The organism is Pseudomonas sp. Irchel 3E20, from assembly GCF_900187645.1.
Taxonomy (GTDB): Bacteria; Pseudomonadota; Gammaproteobacteria; order Pseudomonadales; family Pseudomonadaceae; genus Aquipseudomonas.
The window spans coordinates 38,003-55,463 of the sequence record NZ_FYEE01000016.1; the positions used below are offsets into that span (position 1 = coordinate 38,003).

Here is a 17,461-nt window from a genome sequence, read left to right on the forward strand (position 1 = left end):
GCGCACCGCTTGCCCGCGATAGCGCCTGTAGGTCCCCCACAAAAACCTGCGCCAACCACATCACCAACCGTTCCCCTTCGCGCTGATCCTCGCGCAACCCCAGCGACCTACTCATCGGCCACCTCCAGCGCCTTGGCCGACTTGCCCGGGCCGATGCCGTACCAATCCAGTTTGCGCGTCAGCACCATGAACACCCCCAGCAAGCCGAACAGCAGCAGCGAGCCCATCAGCAGTGCGTAGTCTTCAGCGCTGAGCAAGCCGTAGAGCAAGCCGTACAGGGCCGCCAACCCCGCCGAAAAACTCAGGCCATGGCGGGCGCTGCGCAGCACGTGGCTGACGTAAAAGCCGATCAACACCACGCAGGCACTGGCCGACAGCAGGTACGCCAGGGCAAAGCCCAGGTGCTCGGACAACGACAACAGCAGCAAGTAGAAGAACGCCAAAGCCGCACCCACCAAAGCGTACTGGATCGGGTGCACCGCCATGCTCTTGAGCACTTCAAAGAGAAAGAAGCCCGCAAAGGTCAAGGCAATGAACAGCAGCGCATATTTGATCGCCCGGTCGCTCTTGAGGTACTGGTCCACCGGGTCGATAAAGCTCACGCCAAAGCTGCGGCCGTTGAACTCCTCGCAGCGGGCGCCGTTGACGCAGGTGCTCATGGCTTCTTCGAGGTTGGTGGAGAAGAACGACGTCTGCCACTGGGCGGTAAAGCCGCTCTCGCCGATCTCGCGCCGGGTCGGCAGGTAGTTGCCGATAAAGCTGGGGTGGGGCCAGTTGGCCGCCAGTTTCACTTCGCTGGTTTTGCCCACCGGCGTCACTTGCAACTGGCCGGTGCCTTGCAAGCGCAGGTCGAAGCCGAACGGCAATTGCAAAGCCTTGGCCGGGTTCAGCGGTGGCAGGGCGACGCGCACGCCTTCACCCAACCAATCAACGTTGCTGCCGGGGATGAAGTCCAGGTCCTGGCCGTTGAACTGCAACGTGAGGGCGTTCTCGATGCCGCGGATATCGCTGATGCCAACCGCGACAAAGGCCTGCTCAAACTGATAGTCGGCAAAGTCTTCGTCGATGCCCCATTGCGGGGGAATCACGAATTGGCCGCTGATGCGGTTATCGGCGTGGAACAGCCGCGCCTGGTAAATACCCCGCGAACGCAGTTCGGTCTGCACCTTACCGTCGAGCTCGAAACGCTCCGGCAGAAAGTACAGGCGCCCGCGCTGCTCACCGATTTCCTGGTAGCGCTGGTTGGTTTTTTCGTTGGTCTTCCAGGTGCGCACCACCTTGCGAAACGGCACGACCATGATCGGCCCGGTCAGTTGCTGGCTGTAGCTGGAGCTGCGGGCGATGTCTTCGAGCACGCCGTCGCGCAGTTGCTGGCGGTCCTGGATCATGCCGTCGATCATCAGCAGCGGAATCAACAACAGCACAATCAGTAGGGCAATGGCCCCTAGTTTTAAAGTCAGGCTGCGGTTCATGGGTGTCTCCCTGTTTGGATGGGGAGAGTCTGGGGCGCGTCGGTGGAGGCTTTATGGAGCGAATGTGGAGATTGTGTGGTGGTAGCAAGCGGGCCCGCCCGCAGGCTACTGGCAGGGGAGTAGGAGGGTAACTTGCACGCCGCCCTCGACATTGCCGATGCTCATGCGCCCGCTGTGCAGTTGCACCACTTCCTCGACGAAATTCAGGCCCAGGCCAGTGCTTTTGCGCCCGCTGTCGGGCCGTGGCAGGGAGTAGAAGCGCTCACAGAGCCTGGGCAAGGCATAGTCGGGAATGGCTGCGGCCTGGTTGAACAACGCCACTTCGACCTGCTCGCCCCGCCGCTGGGCCTGTAGCCGCAGCAGGCCACCGCGCGGGGTGAAGTCGAGGGCGTTTTCCAGCAGGTTGCCCAGGGCCTGGCGCAGCAGGAACGGCTCGCCGATCAGGGCCAGGTCCGGGGCGATGGTGTGTTCGATGCGCACTTGCCGTGCCTCGATCCGCGCACTTTGCGCGCTGAGCAATTGTTCCCACAGCGGCGCCAATGGCACCGCCACCCGCTCTTCCAAACCTTGGCGCTGTTCCACCAGGGCCAGGTTCAGCAGGCGTTCGATCAACTGCTGCATGCGCGCGCTTTCACTGTCGATATTGCTCACGAAGCGCTGCTGCGCCGCCACCGGCATGTCGCCCTGGAGCAACTCCGCCGCGCCGCGAATCGCCGCCAATGGGCTCTTCAATTCGTGGGTCAGCGTGTGCACGTAGCGCTCGACGTAGGCCTTGCCCTCCAGTTGGGTGCGCATGTGCTCCACGGCGCTGGACAGTTGCGCCAGCTCACCACCGCGATAGTGCGGCACCTGGGCCCGGCGCCCTTCGCTGACGGCTTGGGCGTAGGCAGTGAGGCGGCGCAGCGAGCGGCTCAGCCACCACGACAGCAAGGCGCCGAACAACAGGCCCAGGCCGATCAGCGCCGCGCCGTACCACAGCAGCCGCCGCTCGGTGCGGTCGATATAGGGTTGCAGCGAGCTGTTGGGCTTGGCCACCGTGACCACGCCGATGATCCGGCCGTTATCGCGGATCGGCGCGCCCACGTGCATCACTGAAGAGGTGGAATCATGCGCATCGCTGCGGGTGGAACGTGCGCCGTATTCGCCGCGCAGGGTCAGGTAGACGTCGTTCCAGCGCGAGTAATCCTGGCCCAGGGCCAGGCCGCTGGAGTCGAGCAACACGATGCCCTGGGCGTCGGTCACGTAGATGCGGTGGTTGACCTGGTTCTTCGCCAAACCCCAGATGCTGGCTGCTGGCTGGCGGTCGCCGTAGGCCTTGAGCAGTTGTGGCCAGCGGCTCTGGCCCAGGGTGCCGGCCTTGACGTCGTCGCGCAGGATCTCGGCCATCAGGTTGGCGGTGTCCACCAGGGTTTCTTCGGTGGACTGGCGCACGCCGGGGCGGATTTCTTCCATCACCGTGTTCAGTACGAAGTAGCTGGTGAGGCCGATGAACAGCGCGTACACCAGGAAAATCCGCACCCCCAGGGGCATCAGCCATGCTCCGGGCTGTAGCTGTAGCCCAGGCCCCGATGGGTCTGGATCGGCTCGGCGTTGGGTGCCACCAGGCGCAATTTGGCGCGCACGCTTTTGATATGGCTGTCGATGCTGCGCTCGTAGCCGGCATCCGCCGCCACGCCCAGGGCATCGAGCAATTGCTCGCGGCTGAACACCCGCTGCGGTTGCTCCAGCAGGCAGTGCAGCAAACGGAATTCGTGGCGGGTCAGGCTCAGGGGCTGGCCGCGATAGGTAATCAACACGCGCTCGACGTCCACTTGGAACAGCGGGCTGCAACCGGCCAGCGTCACCCGTGGCGCCATGCGTTTGAGGATGGCACGCACCCGCGCCGCCACTTCCCGGGGGCTGAAGGGCTTGACCACATAATCGTCGGCACCGATCTCCAAGCCCACCACCCGGTCGATCTCACCGTCACGGGCACTGAGGAACATCACCGGCACGTCACTGAAGCGCCGCAGTTGCTTGCACGTCTCGAAGCCGCTGATATCCGGCAGGCCGATATCGAGGATCAGCAGGTCCGCCGGGGTGTTGCGCTGGTGCTCAAGGGCCGCTGCGCCGAGGCTCAGCCAAGTGGTGGTGAAGCCCTCGCCCTGGAGGGCGAACACCAGGGTGTCGGCAATGGCCGCTTCGTCTTCGACAATCAGGATATGGGGCATGGCATCGGGCCAGGAGTGGAGTGCGCGAACGGTGCCCCAAGGCTGGGGCGCCGTCAATCGTTCAACAGTCAGGTTTGTCCGCGGTAAAACGCCGCGCCGGGTTCACCGCCGCATTGAATTCGCGCAGGGCCTTGGCGCCGATCAGCAACGGGTAGTTGAAGCTGCTGCGGTCGGTGAGGTTGACCTCCACCGTGCGCTTGACGTTGCCCAGGCACAGCTCCAGATCGACCACCGGGCGGCGCGCCGCTTCGGGGGTTTCTTCCTCGTCTTCGTCGGCGCGGCTCTTGATCTTGCTGATGCGCGCGACCTTGTGTTCGTAGACCTTGTTGCTCGCGCCCTTGGTCGCCAGGCGAAAGCGCACCCAGTCTTCGCCGTCGCGGGTGAAGGTCTCGATGTCCTTGGCCGACAGGGACGCGGTCAACGCGCCGGTGTCCATCTTGGCCTTGAGCACCTCGCCGCCGATCTCCGGCAACTGGATGTATTCGTAGCGCCCGTACAGGGTCGGTTCGGCGGCCAGGGCCGGCAGGGCCACCAGGGTCAGCAGTGCGAGAAGGGATTTCACGTGGGCAATGTCCTTGGAGTGGAAGCAGCGGGATTTTAGACCCCGGGCCGCAGGTTGGTTCCTCAGTTGCTCAACATAACGAGGCGCGCGTGAAACATTCGTGACCCCGGCAAAGTTGGCCTGCGCCACTAAGCTGCTTATCATGCCCCGTCCCACATGACCCAAGAGTTGCTTATGCGCCGCCTGCTCACCGGCTGTCTGGTTACCCTGCTGCTACTGCTCAACACCCTCGTGCTGTTTGGCCCGCTAATGGTGTTCGCCCTGCTCAAACTCCTGCTGCCCGGCCGTGGCCGCGACTACGCCTCCTGGGCGGTGATGTGGATCGCCGAGACCTGGGCCGAAATCGACAAGCTTATTTTCGCCCTGTGCATCCCCACCCAATGGGACATCCGCGGCGGTGAAGGCCTGCGCCGCGACACCTCGTACCTAGTCATCAGCAACCACCAGTCCTGGGTCGATATCCCGGCGCTGATCCAGACCCTCAACCGGCGCACGCCGTTCTTCAAGTTCTTCCTCAAGAAAGAGCTGATCTGGGTGCCGTTCCTGGGCCTGGCCTGGTGGGCGCTGGATTACCCCTTCATGAAGCGCTACACCAAGGCGTTCCTGGCCAAGCACCCGGAACTGGCGGGCCAGGACTTGAAGATCACCCAACAGGCCTGCGAGCTGTTCAAGCGCCAACCGGTGACCGTGGTCAACTACCTCGAAGGCACGCGCTTCACCCCCGCCAAACGGGCGCAACAGCAATCACCCTTCAACTACCTGCTCAAGCCCAAGGCTGGCGGCGTGGCCTTTGTGCTGGCGGCGATGGGGGAGCAATTGGATGCGGTGCTGGATGTGACGGTGGTCTATCCGTCACAACGGATACCGGGGTTCTGGCGCCTGATTTGCGGCGACGTGCCCAAGGTCATCATCGATATCCGCACCCGCGAACTGGACCCGGCGCTGTGGCAGGGCGACTACGAAAACGACCCGGTGTTTCGCCAAACGGTGCAGAACTGGGTCAACCAGCTCTGGACCGAAAAGGACGCGCGCATCGCCGCGTTGCGCGACGAGCGCCCCTGAATCAACCGGCGCTGGCGCCCCAGATGCTGCCCAGGCTTTGCAGCAGTGGGCCGCCAACGCCCTGCTCGCCCAGGTACTTGAGCAACACCGGAGCAAACTGGCCGATCATGCCGCTGTCCATCCCCAGCGCGCCGAAGGCACTGTTCAGGTCGGCAGTGTTCTTCACGTTGCCCAGGGCGTTTTCCAGGCCCGCGGCTTTGCCGGAGGCGCCAAGCAAGCCGCTCAAGGCGCCCAACTGCCCGCCACCGGACAACTTGTCCAGCCCCGGTACGCTCTTGGCCAACTGCGAGTAATCGGTGGAACTGAGCTGGTTCTTCGCCAGCCCCAACATCGCACTGGTGCCGCCCACCGCTTGCTGCGGCGTGACGTCCAGCGCCGATAGCGCGCTGAGCAGGCCAGCGGTCTGGGAAGTCGGCGCCGCAGCGGCTGCCTTGTCACCGCCCTGCATGCTCGCCGCCGCGCCCACCACATCGTTCAAGCTAAAACCGGCAAACACCGGCCCGGCCGCCAGGGCCAAGAGCGAAGCCAAAACCAAACCGCGAGACATCTTCATCGGGAACCACTCCTGGGGCTAAATACGGGCCCGGAATCGGGCGCAAAGCTGCCGATAAGACCGGCAAACGGGGGGCATTGTTCCACAGCCTGGCGAACATTGGAGCCTTGAATGCGGCGACTGGAAAACGATCTAACCGCCTTTGGGCGCTAGTCGAAAACAGTCTAGATACCTGTCATATCTGACAGTTACTCCACTAGGCAAAATTGCCCACCATGAGCACTCCAACCACATAAAGGAGTACAGCCCCATGCACACGCAATTGATTGCAGCCGTCCTGGCCACGATGGCATTGATGGGTAATGTCTATGCCGAAGAGGATTTATCCATCTGCCCGAAGGTGTCTGAGATCACGTCAGAAGGGAATGGCAAAGAAGGAAACCTCGCCGGCTTCACCTACACGGCCAAAGGAGTCGATGGGAAAGAGTGGACGGGAGAAACCATGGCCACCGACGACGACTTCCTGGACGCGAAGTACGCGCTCAAAGCCGAGTCGGTAGAGACTCAAGGCGCAAAGGTCATCTGCTCCTATGGCGGCACCGCTGTGACCGAAGGCGAGTTCGTTTCTAAGCCTTATTTGAAGATGGTGCGCCAGTAGGTGTCGTAGCAAGCGGGCTCGCCCACTTGCTACTTCCGCCAAAGGGTTTAGGCCGCGCTAAACAGCTTGTGCGGGTCGATCACAAACTTCTTCGGCACGCCGGCATCGAACTCGCCGTAGCCACGGGGGGCGTCGTCGAGGCTGATGACTTCCACACCGACAATATCGGCGATCTTGATGCGATCCCACATGATGGCTTGCATCAGTTGGCGGTTGTACTTCATCACCGGGGTCTGGCCGGTGTGGAAGCTATGGGACTTGGCCCAGCCCAGGCCGAAGCGGATGCTCAGGCTGCCCATTTTCGCCGCGGCGTCCACCGCGCCCGGGTCTTCGGTGACATACAGGCCGGGGATACCGATCTTGCCCGCCACCCGCACCACGCCCATCAGGGAGTTGAGCACCGTGGCCGGGGCTTCGTGTTTCACGCCGTCATGGCCGTGGCCGCGGGCCTCGAAACCGACGCAATCCACTGCACAATCCACCTCAGGCTCGCCCAGCAGCGCGGCGATCTGTTCGTGCAGCGGCGTGTCCTTGGACAGGTCGACCACCTCAAAACCCTGGCCCTTGGCGTGAGCGAGGCGGATGGAGTTGACGTCACCAATTATCACCACCGCCGCCCCCAGCAGGCGCGCCGATGCGGCCGCCGCCAGGCCCACCGGGCCGGCCCCGGCGATGTACACCGTGCTGCCCGGGCCGACGCCTGCGGTGACCGCACCGTGGTAGCCAGTGGGGAGGATGTCGGAGAGGCAGGTCAGGTCGCGGATTTTCTCCATGGCCTTGTCGCGGTCCGGGAGCTTCAACAGGTTGAAATCGGCGTACGGCACCAGCACATATTCGGCCTGCCCGCCGGTCCAGTCGCCCATGTCCACATAACCGTAGGCGCCACCGGCGCGGGCCGGGTTGACGGTCAGGCACACGCCGGTGTGCTGCTCCTTGCAGGAACGGCAGCGGCCGCATGCCACGTTGAACGGCACCGACACCAGGTCGCCGAGCTTCAGGTTCTCGACGTCGCTGCCTTTCTCGATCACCTCACCGGTGATTTCGTGCCCTAGCACCAAACCGGTCTGGGCCGTGGTGCGGCCACGCACCATGTGCTGGTCGGAGCCACATATATTGGTGGAGACCACGCGCAGGATGACGCCGTGTTCAATCTTGCGGCCACGGGGATCCTGCATTTTCGGATAGTCGATTTTCTGCACTTCGACCTTACCGTTGCCGAGATATACGACACCACGATTGTCAGACATGTCAGTCACCTTTACTCATTTGTTGTTATGAAAAAGCAGGAAGCGATTTGAGCGGCAAGCTACAAGCTGCAAGTGGTGTGCGGTGTACTGCCCTTACTTGCCGCTCGCCACTCAAAGCACCACCGTTCTGTTGGCATTCAAAAAGACCCTGCGCTCAATGTGATAACCCACCGCCCGGGCTAGGGTCTGGCCTTCGATGTCGCGGCCCTTGGCGATCAGGTCTTCGGGGTAGTGGCTGTGGTCCACCACTTCCACGCCCTGGGCGATGATCGGGCCTTCGTCCAGGTCGTTGTTGATGTAGTGCGCCGTAGCGCCCACCAGTTTCACGCCTTTGTTGTAGGCCTGGTGGTAGGGCTTGGCGCCCTTGAAACCGGGCAGCAGGGAGTGGTGGATATTGATCGCCTTGCCGTCCAGGCGCCGGCACAACTCCGGCGACAGCACTTGCATGTAGCGCGCAAGGATCACCAATTCGGCGCCCGCCTCCTCGATGATCTGCAGCACCTGGCGCTCCTGGGACGGTTTGTCGTTGGGGTCCAGGGGAAAGTGGTAATAGGGGATCTGGTGCCAGTCGGCCAGGGGCTTGAGGTCCGGGTGGTTGGACACCACCGCCACCACCTCCATCGCCAACTGGCCGATGCGCTGGCGGTAGAGCAGGTCGTTGAGGCAGTGGTCGGCCTTGGACACCATGATGACCACCTTGGGCCGGTGGTGCGGCGGGGTCAGCTCGAAGACCATGCCAAAGGCAATGCCCCGCTCGGCCAGGCCGGCACGAAAGGCGAGTTCGTCAAAACCTTCGGGCTGGCGGAACTCCACGCGAATGAAAAACCGCCCCGAGAGCCGGTCATCGAAGGAATGGTGTTCGGTGACGTAACAGCCTTGCTCGAACAGAAAACGGGTCACCGCATCCACCGTACCCAGCACGCTGGGGCAGTCGGCGGTCAAAATCCATGTGTCGGGGGCGCGGCTCATTGCTCGGTGACTCCTCTGGGTGACGGGCCCGGGTAGCAAGCGGGCTTGCTACCCGGGGCAGTGTCATATCAGGCCTGCACGTTCAGGCCATACTCGGCCGCGGCGTCCTGCAACCACAACCACCAGTAATCCGAGAAGCTACGGCGGATCAGCAGTTCCCAGGTGTCGGGCGCGGTATGGCGGATCACCAGTTGGGATTTGGCGAACACCGTGCCCACGGCCTTGCCCACCGGGAAGTTGTTGGGGTGCACGTCGTAGCTGGTGGATTTCATCAGCACCTGGCGCACGTTCGGGCCGCTGAGTTCGAGGATCTGCTGGCCGCCGCTGACGTTAACGATCTGGATATGCAGCTCGCCCAACGCTTCGCGTAGTTTCTGTTCGGCAGCGAATTCTTCACCGCCCGGCAGCACCAGCAGCCACTCGTCCGGGCCGAGCCATTGCAGGCTGGTCTCGCCCTTGACGATCACAGCCAGCGCGCCGGGCAGTTCGATACCCAAAGCCTTGTGCACGCCGGCGGCGAAGGCCGGGTCGTGGCCGTCGCCCCGGATCGTGAGGTGGCCCAGGAGTTTGCGTTCGCGCACGGTTACGCCGGCGCTTTTGCGGCCCTTGCCGGCCAGGCTGGCGAGGTCGGCGTGATGCAGCGAAGATTCGGCTCTGGCCCCCGTAGTGGGGCGTTGTTGGTAAACGTTGGCTGCGGTCATAAAGCACCTGTGCGAATTCTGTGGTGGCTGTTCTGGCCTCACCGGGGGCAAGCCCCCGATGCAGGCGCGTGGGTCCGTCAGATGTTCTGGCGATCGCCTTTAGGGTCGAAGAACACTGAGGAAACGATCTCGGCCTCGATCACGCTGCCGTCCGCCTGGGGCGAGAACACCCGCTCACCGAGGCGCTTCAAGCCGCCCTTGACCACCGCCATCGCAAACGAATAGCCGAGGGAGTTGTGGGCATAACTGGAGGTGACGTGGCCGACCATCTTCATCGGGATCGTCTGCTTGGGGTCGAGCACCAGTTGCGCGCCTTCCGGCAGCCACACCTTCGGGTCGATGGGCTTGAGGCCCACCAGTTGCTTGCGCTCGTCACGCACGCAGTCCTCGCGGTTCATTCCGCGCCAGCCGATCCACGAGAACGGCTTGGTGCGGCCCACGCACCAGCCCATGTTCAGGTCGTCGGGGGTCATGGAGCCGTCGGTGTCCTGGCCGACGATGATGAAACCCTTCTCGGCCCGCAGCACGTGCATGGTCTCGGTGCCGTAGGGGGTCAGGTTGTACGGTTTGCCGGCCTCGACGATTTTTTCCAGTACGCCCATGGCGTAGTCGGCCTGCACGTTGACCTCGTAGGACAGCTCGCCGGTGAACGAGATGCGGAACACCCGCGCCGGTACGCCGCCCACCAGGCCTTCTTTCCAGGTCATGAACGGGAAGCCGTCCTTGTCCAGGTCGATGTCGGTGACTTCGCTGAGCAGCTTGCGGCTGTTGGGGCCCGACAGGGTCATGGTCGCCCAGTGGTCGGTGACCGAGGTGAAGTACACCTTCAGATCCGGCCATTCGGTTTGTTGGTAGATCTCCAGCCACTGCAACACGCGGGCCGCGCCGCCGGTGGTGGTGGTCATCAGGAAGTGGTTGTCGGCCAGGCATGCCGTCACGCCGTCGTCGAAGACCATGCCGTCTTCCTTGCACATCAAGCCGTAGCGGGCCTTGCCCACGTCGAGTTTGGTCCAGGCGTTGGAGTAGATGCGGTTGAGAAACTCACGGGCGTCGGGGCCCTGGATGTCGATCTTGCCCAGGGTGGAGGCGTCGAGCAGGCCCACGCTGTCGCGCACCGCCAGGCATTCGCGCTTGACCGCCGCGTGCAGGTCTTCGCCATTGCGTGGGAAGTACCAAGGGCGTTTCCATTGGCCGACGTCCTCGAACTCGGCGCCGTTCTTCACGTGCCAGGCGTGCAGCGCGGTGTAGCGCACCGGCTCGAAAATATGCCCGCAATGGCGGCCCGCCACGGCGCCGAAGGTCACCGGCGTGTAGTTGGGGCGGAACATGGTGGTGCCCATCTGGGGGATGGTCACGTTCAGCGAGCGGGCGGCGATGGCCAGGCCATTGACGTTGCCCAGCTTGCCTTGGTCGGTGCCGAACCCCAGGGCGGTGTAGCGCTTGACGTGCTCCACCGACTCGAAGCCTTCACGGGTGGCCAGTTCGATAGCAGCGGCGGTGACGTCGTTTTGCAGGTCGACGAATTGCTTGGGCGCCCGCGCCGTGGTTTTTTCGTGGGGCACTTGGAACAGCGCCAGGGTTGGCTCTTCGAGGCGGCTCAGGGCCTTGGGTAACACCCCTTGCACCGCGCCGAAACCCGCTTCGCTGGCAGCACGCACGCCGCCCTCGAAACCGTCGGCCAGGGAATCCCCCAGGCCATACACGCCGTTGATACCGCCGACGCACACGCGTTTTTGCGGGGCATTGCCCGGCACAAAGCCCAGGATGTCTTCGCGCCAGGTCGGTTTGCCGCCCAGGTGCGAGGCGAGGTGGACCACTGGGCTGTAGCCGCCGGAGCTGGCCACCAGGTCGCAGTCCAGCCATTCGCCGGGGCTGGTGACGGTGTGGGCACGCACGTCGATGGCGGCGACCCGGGCACCCGTCACGTGCTTGCTGCCACGGGCCTCGATCACTGCACTGCCGGTGAGGATGCGGATGCCTTTGGCCCGCGCCTCTTCCACCAACGCACCGCGTGGGTTGTGGCGGGCATCGGCCACGGCCACCACGGCCAGGCCTGCGTCGAACCAGTCCAGGGCCACGCGGTAGGCGTGGTCGTTGTTGGTCGAGAGCAAGAGTTTTTTACCCGGCGCCACACCGTAACGGCGCACGTAGGTAGACACCGCGCCGGCGAGCATATTGCCTGGCACATCGTTGTTGCCGTACACCAGCGGCCGCTCGCAGGCACCGGTGGCCAGCACCACGCGCTTGGCCCGCACACGGTGGATGCGCTGGCGCACCTGGCCGATGGGCGCACGGTCGCCGAGGTGGTCGGTGAGGCGTTCATGAATGGTCAGGAAGTTGTGGTCGTGGTAGCCGTTGACCGTGGCGCGCGGCAACAGCAGCACGTCGGGCAGCACTTTCAATTCGGCGATGACGCTGGCCACCCAATCCATGGCCGGTTTGCCGTCCAGGCTCTCGCGTGAATCCAGCAGGCTACCGCCGAACTCTTCCTGCTCATCGGCGAGGATTACCCGCGCACCACTGCGCGCGGCGGCCAGGGCGGCGGCCAGCCCGGCGGGGCCGGCGCCGACGATCAGCACGTCGCAGTGCTGGTTCATGTAGTCGTAGGTGTCCGGGTCGTTCTCGGTGGGCGAGCGGCCCAGGCCCGCAGCTTTGCGGATGTACTTCTCGTAGGTCATCCAGAACGACTGCGGGTACATGAAGGTTTTGTAGTAGAAACCCGGCGGCATCAGCTTGCCGCCGACCTTGCCAAGAATGCCCATCACGTCGTTGTTCACGCTTGGCCAGCCGTTGGTGCTGGTGGCGACCAACCCTTGATACAGCGCCTGCTGGGTGGCGCGCACGTTGGGGATCTGCGTCGCTTCGGTGGCGCCGATCTGCAGCACCGCATTGGGCTCCTCGGCACCGGCAGCGAAGATGCCGCGCGGGCGCGAATACTTGAAGCTGCGCCCAATGATGTCCACGCCGTTGGCCAACAGGGCCGCGGCCAGGGAGTCGCCCTCAAAGCCCTTGTAGCTCTGGCCGTTGAACGTGAAGGTCAAGGCTTTGGTGCGGTCGATCCGGCCACCGTTGGCCAGGCGATTGATCTGGCTCATACCTTCTCTCCCAAGGCCGGCGCGGCCGCTTTGGTGTCGCCTGCGCTGGCCGTGAATTGCGGCCGGGTGCCGATCTTGTAGGTTTCAAGAATTTCGTAGGTGAGGGTGTCGCGGGTGGCGTTGAAATACTGGCGGCAACCGGCAGCGTGAATCCACAACTCGTGATGCAGGCCACGGGGGTTGTCGCGAAAGAACATGTAGTCGCCCCACTGCTCATCGGTGCAGGCGTTAGGGTCCAGCGGGCGCGGGATGTGGGCCTGGCCGGAGGCGTGGAATTCCTCTTCCGAGCGCAGCTCGCCGCAATGAGGACAGAAGATATGCAACATAGGGAATTTCTCCTGTTAGTGGGCGACGGCCGCAGCGCCGTGTTCGTCGATCAACGCACCGTTGTGGAACCGGTCGATGGAAAAAGGTGCCGCCAAGGGGTGCATTTCGCCCTTGGCCAGGCTGGCCGCGAAGACGTTGCCCGAGCCCGGCGTGGCCTTGAAGCCGCCCGTACCCCAGCCGCAGTTGAAGAACATGTTCGGCACCGGGGTCTTGGAGATGATCGGGCAGGCGTCCGGCGTGGTATCGACGATGCCGCCCCATTGGCGGTTCATGCGTACCCGCGAAAGCACCGGGAACATCTCGACGATGGCCTGGATGGTGTGCTCGATCACCGGGTACGAGCCACGCTGGCCGTAGCCGTTGTAGCCGTCGATGCCGGCGCCGATCACCAGGTCGCCCTTGTCGGACTGGCTGATATAGCCGTGCACCGCGTTGGACATAATCACGCTGTCGATGATCGGTTTGATCGGCTCCGAAACCAGCGCTTGCAGCGGATGGGATTCGATCGGCAGGCGGAACCCGGCAAGGCCGGCCATGTGCCCGGAGTTACCGGCCGTGACCACACCCACACGCTTGGCACCGATAAAACCCTTGTTGGTTTCGACGCCGATGCACACGCCGTTTTCCTTACGAAAACCGATGACTTCGGTCTGCTGGATCAGGTCCACGCCCAGGGCATCCGCCGCCCGGGCAAAGCCCCAGGCCACGGCATCGTGGCGGGCCACGCCGCCGCGCCGTTGCACGGTGGCGCCCAGCACGGGGTAGCGGGTGCTTTTCGAGCAATCCAGGTACGGGATTTCGTCGGCCACTTGCTGGGCGTTGAGCAATTCGCCGTCAACGCCGTTAAGGCGGTTGGCGCTGACCCGGCGCTCGGAGTCGCGGATGTCCTGCAGGGTGTGGCACAGGTTGTAGACGCCACGCTGGGAGAACATCACGTTGTAGTTGAGGTCCTGGGACAGGCCTTCCCAGAGCTTCATCGCGTGTTCGTAGAGGTGCGCCGACTCGTCCCACAGGTAGTTGGAGCGCACGATGGTGGTGTTGCGCGCCGTGTTGCCGCCGCCCAGCCAGCCTTTCTCGACCACGGCCACGTTGGTGATGCCGTGCTCCTTGGCCAGGTAATAGGCCGTGGCCAGGCCATGCCCGCCGCCGCCGACGATGACCACGTCATAGACTTTTTTCGGGGTGGGCGTGCGCCACATGCGCTGCCAGTTTTCGTGGTGGCTTAAGGAGTGCTTGAAGAGGCCGAAGCCCGAATAGCGTTGCATAGTCGTTACTCCAAAACCGCGCTCAGCGATAAACCGGGAAGTCCGCGCACAGGGCCGCGACATGGCGCGCCACATTGGCCTCGACATCGGCATCGCCGAGGTTGTCGAGGATGTCGCAGATCCAGCCGGCCAGTTCCACGCACTGGCTGACCTTGAAGCCGCGCGTGGTCACCGCCGGGGTGCCGATGCGCAGGCCCGAGGTGACGAACGGCGACTGCGGGTCGTTGGGCACCGCGTTCTTGTTCACCGTGATGTGCGCCCGGCCCAGGGCCGCGTCCGCGTCCTTGCCGGTCAGGCCCTGGCGGATCAGGCTGACCAGGAACAAATGGTTGTCGGTGCCGCCGGACACTACATCGTAGCCGCGTTTGATAAACACGCCGGCCATGGCCTGGGCGTTGTCGATCACCTGCTGCTGGTAAACCTTGAAGCCAGGCTCCAGGGCCTCCTTGAAGCACACCGCTTTACCGGCGATGACGTGCATCAGTGGGCCGCCCTGGGCACCGGGGAACACCGCGGCGTTGAGTTTTTTCTCGATCGCTTCGTTGGCCTTGGCCAGGATCAAGCCGCCACGGGGGCCGCGCAGGGTCTTGTGGGTGGTGGTGGTGACCACGTCGGCGTAGGGCAGCGGGTTCGGGTACAGGCCGGCGGCGACCAACCCGGCGACGTGGGCCATATCGACGAACAGCAGCGCGCCGACCTTATCGGCGATCTGGCGAAAGCGCGGGAAATCCAGGGTCTTGGAATAGGCCGAGAAGCCGGCAACGATCATCTTCGGCTGGCATTCCACCGCCAAGCGCTCGACTTCGTCGTAGTCGATCAGCCCGGTGCGGGTGTCGATGCCGTACTGCACGGCGTTATACAGCTTGCCCGAAGACGACACCTTGGCGCCGTGGGTCAGGTGCCCGCCGTGGGCCAGGCTCATGCCCAAAATCGTGTCGCCGGGCTGGATCAAGGCCAGGTACACGGCGCTGTTGGCCGAGGACCCGGAGTGGGGCTGGACGTTGGCGTAATCGGCGCCAAACAGCTGCTTGGCGCGCTCGATGGCCAGCGCCTCGACCTTGTCCACGTGCTCGCAACCGCCGTAGTAGCGCTTACCCGGGTAGCCTTCGGCGTACTTGTTGGTCAGGCCGCTGCCCTGGGCCTGCATCACCCGCTTGCTGGTGTAGTTCTCCGACGCGATGAGTTCGATGTGGTCTTCCTGGCGTTGCTCCTCGGCATTCATCGCCGCCAGCAGTGCATCGTCATAACCCTGGATCTGGTCTTGCTTGCTGAACATCGCATCTCTCCCAGCGGCGGCGCTGCGCCATTCGTCTCGGTGAGGCAAAAGCCCTTAAGGCCGTGCCCTTTGGATGCGATGGTAGGGCTGGCGCAGGCCGGCCAAATGCCCATGGACGCCACGCAGGGGTTTGTTTGCGACATGGGCGGCCAGCGGCCATTCGCGCATTGCGGCTAAACACTCCCCGGCAGTACTGGCGCGGCGCTCAATGGGCGAAAAACCTCTCATACGCCAGCTCCAAACGCTGCAAGAAACCGGGGTCCGGCGCGGTGGATAACCGATGGATCGCCCGGCGGTTCATGTAGTGCCGGGCATGCACCCACGCGCCGAAGGCCGTCTCGATATCCGACTCGGCCATGCTGTCGTGGATGTCGCTGAGAAAGTGCGGGTACAGCGCTTCGATCTCGGCGATTCGGCTGCCGGGGTTGTTCCACAGCCAAAACAACGCCTGGGCCTGCGGGTCGCTGATGAAGATGTCCGGCGCCACTTCGCCGTCGAGTTGGCGCCGCGCTTGCGGCGGGTCGAACTGCGGGCCGGAGCGGGCGTGGCGGTCCATGTAGGCCAACTCGTCGGCCAGTTTCTGGTAGCGGCCAAAGGCTTTGGGGTCCAGCGGCACGCCCAGGCCCCAGCCACGGGTCTTGCGCCCGGCGCTGTGCTGGTGCTGGTCGTACCACATACGCAGCCAGTGGATGAAGATCACCGTGTGGCCGCTGAGTTCTTCTTCGATGGTTGTCGGCAGTAGGCTGATGAACAAGGGCGCTGCCGGCACCGTGCATTGGTACGCCGAGGCCTGCGCGTTGACGATCTGCGGCTTGAAACGCTCGGTGGCCCGGCCCGACTCAAGCACCAGCGAGGGGATTTCCCGGGTGGTGGCCGCCAGTTGCTTAACAGCGGCGCGGTAGTTGCGCTGGAAGGTGGTGATTTCGGGGGGGATGAGGAAGGTTTGGTACAGAATCGGCCTTTCACGCTCTAATGCCGCCAGGCTCGGCATCGGAATTCCCGCGGCGTAGGCGCGGTGATACATCATCTGCAACGGGTACCGCGACACGTTATCCGAAGCGTTCTCGTCATCCTCATCGGCCCCACCGCCTACATCGACCTGGGCACCGGGAAACAAACGCTCCTGGAGGGGGCCGCGACAGTCCTCGGGGTCGGCGCCGAGCATGCTCAGGGGTTTGTAAAAACGCAGTTCGTGGGCGGCAGCGTAATGCACGCAACGCTCAACCTGGGGCGAGAGGTGCAGTTGCGAAGACACCTGGTTACTCAGCGGCATAAACCCTGTCAGCAGGTTGTCGTCATAGCGGTTGGTCACGCAATCGAACAAGCCCATGAACCGGATGTGCACGGGAATGCCCTGGTAAGCCCCGCCCTCCATGAGGCCTTCCAGCAGGCGTTGGGCAAAGGCCAGGGCCAGGCCACCGCCCGTGTCGTAGCCGAAAATCGCCACGTTGATCTTATGGATCGGCAGGCGCTGCTGGGCGCTCATCACCGCCAGTTGAAAGTCGCGCCGGGCGGCGTTGAGGCGCACCTCCACGCCGGTATTGAACAGCGCGGCCCCTAGGGAGCCATCACGCACCCAGCCCCAGGACTCGGCCACAGCCCCTGCCGAAACCTTGGCCCCGGCTTGCCCCGCCGACTGGGCGGCGCGCCAGGGGTGGCGCGTCACCTCCTCCCAATAGTCCTGCCACTCGCGGCGCAGGTTGCGCTCGATACGCGCCCATTGTTTACGGGGTTTGGCCACCAGGCGCTTGGCCTGGCGCCCCGCCCTGCCGGCCGCCTCCTTGCCTTGCTCCAAGACCTCTTGCGCCGTCCACATCGCCCGCCGAATCAGGCTACGATCGCGGATCCCCTGGCTGCGGGCCCAGGCATCTTCCACGGCGGCCTTCGTGCGTTCCCGGGCCTTGTCTTGGGCCATCTCAGGGGCTTTATCGTAAATAGCGTCACCGGCTTTATCGGCGATGGCAGCGGCCAATACTCGGGTTTCAGGGTCAAAGTCGGCGCCGAGGCCGGGGTAGTAAAACTTGCGCTTGCCTTCATCCTCGAATTCATAGCTTGCATTATGCAACTTGAGTACGTTAGTAGCCGGCGTTGTAGTTTTTGAACAACCAAACCCATCAAAGTAAA

General features: G+C 63.7%; 15 protein-coding genes. 2 read left to right on the plus strand and 13 right to left on the minus strand.

Features of this window, described 5'->3' with window-relative positions; genetic code table 11:
* Positions 1-107: 107 nt before the first annotated feature.
* The 4 genes from creD to CKW13_RS22200 form a co-directional block, all read right to left on the minus strand.
* The gene (gene creD / locus CKW13_RS22185) at positions 108-1,472 is read right to left on the minus strand and encodes a cell envelope integrity protein CreD (RefSeq protein ID WP_095110919.1); all 1,365 of its coding nucleotides are present in this window, start codon (positions 1,470-1,472) and stop codon (positions 108-110) included.
* A 105-nt stretch (positions 1,473-1,577) separates the two neighbouring features.
* Positions 1,578-3,002, minus strand: coding sequence for a two-component system sensor histidine kinase CreC (gene creC / locus CKW13_RS22190; RefSeq protein WP_095110920.1), 1,425 nt, complete (start codon positions 3,000-3,002; stop codon positions 1,578-1,580).
* Positions 3,002-3,682, minus strand: a complete 681-nt coding sequence (gene creB / locus CKW13_RS22195) for a two-component system response regulator CreB (protein ID WP_095110921.1) — start codon at positions 3,680-3,682, stop codon at positions 3,002-3,004. Before creB ends, creC begins: the two co-directional genes overlap by 1 nt.
* A gap of 61 nt (positions 3,683-3,743) precedes the next feature.
* Entirely contained in the window at positions 3,744-4,244 is a 501-nt protein-coding gene (locus CKW13_RS22200; RefSeq protein ID WP_095110922.1) for an ATP-dependent zinc protease, read from the minus strand.
* Between the two features lie 174 nt (positions 4,245-4,418).
* Here CKW13_RS22200 and CKW13_RS22205 point away from each other — a divergent pair, with 174 nt between their 5' ends.
* Positions 4,419-5,306: an acyltransferase gene (locus CKW13_RS22205; RefSeq protein ID WP_095110923.1), complete on the plus strand. Its 888-nt coding sequence runs from the start codon at positions 4,419-4,421 to the stop codon at positions 5,304-5,306.
* A 1-nt stretch (position 5,307) separates the two neighbouring features.
* Here the strand turns inward: CKW13_RS22205 and CKW13_RS22210 are convergent, their stop codons facing one another.
* Positions 5,308-5,859: a DUF2780 domain-containing protein gene (locus CKW13_RS22210; RefSeq protein WP_095110924.1), complete on the minus strand. Its 552-nt coding sequence runs from the start codon at positions 5,857-5,859 to the stop codon at positions 5,308-5,310.
* A gap of 250 nt (positions 5,860-6,109) precedes the next feature.
* On the opposite strand from CKW13_RS22210, the gene CKW13_RS22215 reads away from it, so the two are divergent.
* The gene (locus tag CKW13_RS22215; RefSeq protein ID WP_095110925.1) at positions 6,110-6,457 is read left to right on the plus strand and encodes a DUF3757 domain-containing protein; all 348 of its coding nucleotides are present in this window, start codon (positions 6,110-6,112) and stop codon (positions 6,455-6,457) included.
* A gap of 47 nt (positions 6,458-6,504) precedes the next feature.
* On the opposite strand, the gene fdhA is transcribed toward CKW13_RS22215, so the two are convergent.
* From fdhA to CKW13_RS22255, 8 genes are all read right to left on the minus strand, one after another.
* A complete protein-coding gene (gene fdhA / locus CKW13_RS22220) occupies positions 6,505-7,704 on the minus strand; it encodes a formaldehyde dehydrogenase, glutathione-independent (protein ID WP_095110926.1) in 1,200 nt (399 codons plus the stop codon).
* Positions 7,705-7,815: 111 nt separating this feature from the next.
* Positions 7,816-8,673: a formyltetrahydrofolate deformylase gene (gene purU / locus CKW13_RS22225; protein ID WP_095110927.1), complete on the minus strand. Its 858-nt coding sequence runs from the start codon at positions 8,671-8,673 to the stop codon at positions 7,816-7,818.
* 68 nt (positions 8,674-8,741) lie between these two features.
* On the minus strand, positions 8,742-9,374 hold the full coding sequence (locus CKW13_RS22230) for a sarcosine oxidase subunit gamma (RefSeq protein ID WP_095110928.1): 633 nt from the start codon (positions 9,372-9,374) through the stop codon (positions 8,742-8,744).
* A gap of 77 nt (positions 9,375-9,451) precedes the next feature.
* Positions 9,452-12,469, minus strand: a complete 3,018-nt coding sequence (locus CKW13_RS22235) for a sarcosine oxidase subunit alpha (protein WP_095110929.1) — start codon at positions 12,467-12,469, stop codon at positions 9,452-9,454.
* The gene (locus tag CKW13_RS22240; protein ID WP_095110930.1) at positions 12,466-12,795 is read right to left on the minus strand and encodes a sarcosine oxidase subunit delta; all 330 of its coding nucleotides are present in this window, start codon (positions 12,793-12,795) and stop codon (positions 12,466-12,468) included. The genes CKW13_RS22235 and CKW13_RS22240 overlap by 4 nt, the downstream gene beginning before the upstream one ends.
* Positions 12,796-12,810: 15 nt before the next feature.
* The gene (locus CKW13_RS22245; protein ID WP_095110931.1) at positions 12,811-14,061 is read right to left on the minus strand and encodes a sarcosine oxidase subunit beta; all 1,251 of its coding nucleotides are present in this window, start codon (positions 14,059-14,061) and stop codon (positions 12,811-12,813) included.
* A 22-nt stretch (positions 14,062-14,083) separates the two neighbouring features.
* The gene (gene glyA, locus CKW13_RS22250) at positions 14,084-15,337 is read right to left on the minus strand and encodes a serine hydroxymethyltransferase (protein ID WP_095110932.1); all 1,254 of its coding nucleotides are present in this window, start codon (positions 15,335-15,337) and stop codon (positions 14,084-14,086) included.
* A gap of 205 nt (positions 15,338-15,542) precedes the next feature.
* Positions 15,543-17,402, minus strand: a complete 1,860-nt coding sequence (locus CKW13_RS22255) for a phospholipase effector Tle1 domain-containing protein (protein ID WP_176465161.1) — start codon at positions 17,400-17,402, stop codon at positions 15,543-15,545.
* Positions 17,403-17,461 lie beyond the last annotated feature (59 nt).

What these genes read in the sequence shown, in the direction of transcription:
- CKW13_RS22245 (WP_095110931.1), bottom strand. Translation starts at nt 14,061, where the DNA reads ATGCAACGCTATTCGGGCTTCGGCCTCTTCAAGCACTCCTTAAGCCAC.
- creB (WP_095110921.1), bottom strand. Translation starts at nt 3,682, where the DNA reads ATGCCCCATATCCTGATTGTCGAAGACGAAGCGGCCATTGCCGACACC.
- purU (WP_095110927.1), bottom strand. Translation starts at nt 8,673, where the DNA reads ATGAGCCGCGCCCCCGACACATGGATTTTGACCGCCGACTGCCCCAGC.
- CKW13_RS22210 (WP_095110924.1), bottom strand. Translation starts at nt 5,859, where the DNA reads ATGAAGATGTCTCGCGGTTTGGTTTTGGCTTCGCTCTTGGCCCTGGCG.
- CKW13_RS22230 (WP_095110928.1), bottom strand. Translation starts at nt 9,374, where the DNA reads ATGACCGCAGCCAACGTTTACCAACAACGCCCCACTACGGGGGCCAGA.
- glyA (WP_095110932.1), bottom strand. Translation starts at nt 15,337, where the DNA reads ATGTTCAGCAAGCAAGACCAGATCCAGGGTTATGACGATGCACTGCTG.
- creD (WP_095110919.1), bottom strand. Translation starts at nt 1,472, where the DNA reads ATGAACCGCAGCCTGACTTTAAAACTAGGGGCCATTGCCCTACTGATT.
- CKW13_RS22240 (WP_095110930.1), bottom strand. Translation starts at nt 12,795, where the DNA reads ATGTTGCATATCTTCTGTCCTCATTGCGGCGAGCTGCGCTCGGAAGAG.
- CKW13_RS22205 (WP_095110923.1), top strand. Translation starts at nt 4,419, where the DNA reads ATGCGCCGCCTGCTCACCGGCTGTCTGGTTACCCTGCTGCTACTGCTC.
- fdhA (WP_095110926.1), bottom strand. Translation starts at nt 7,704, where the DNA reads ATGTCTGACAATCGTGGTGTCGTATATCTCGGCAACGGTAAGGTCGAA.
- CKW13_RS22215 (WP_095110925.1), top strand. Translation starts at nt 6,110, where the DNA reads ATGCACACGCAATTGATTGCAGCCGTCCTGGCCACGATGGCATTGATG.
- CKW13_RS22235 (WP_095110929.1), bottom strand. Translation starts at nt 12,469, where the DNA reads ATGAGCCAGATCAATCGCCTGGCCAACGGTGGCCGGATCGACCGCACC.
- creC (WP_095110920.1), bottom strand. Translation starts at nt 3,002, where the DNA reads ATGCCCCTGGGGGTGCGGATTTTCCTGGTGTACGCGCTGTTCATCGGC.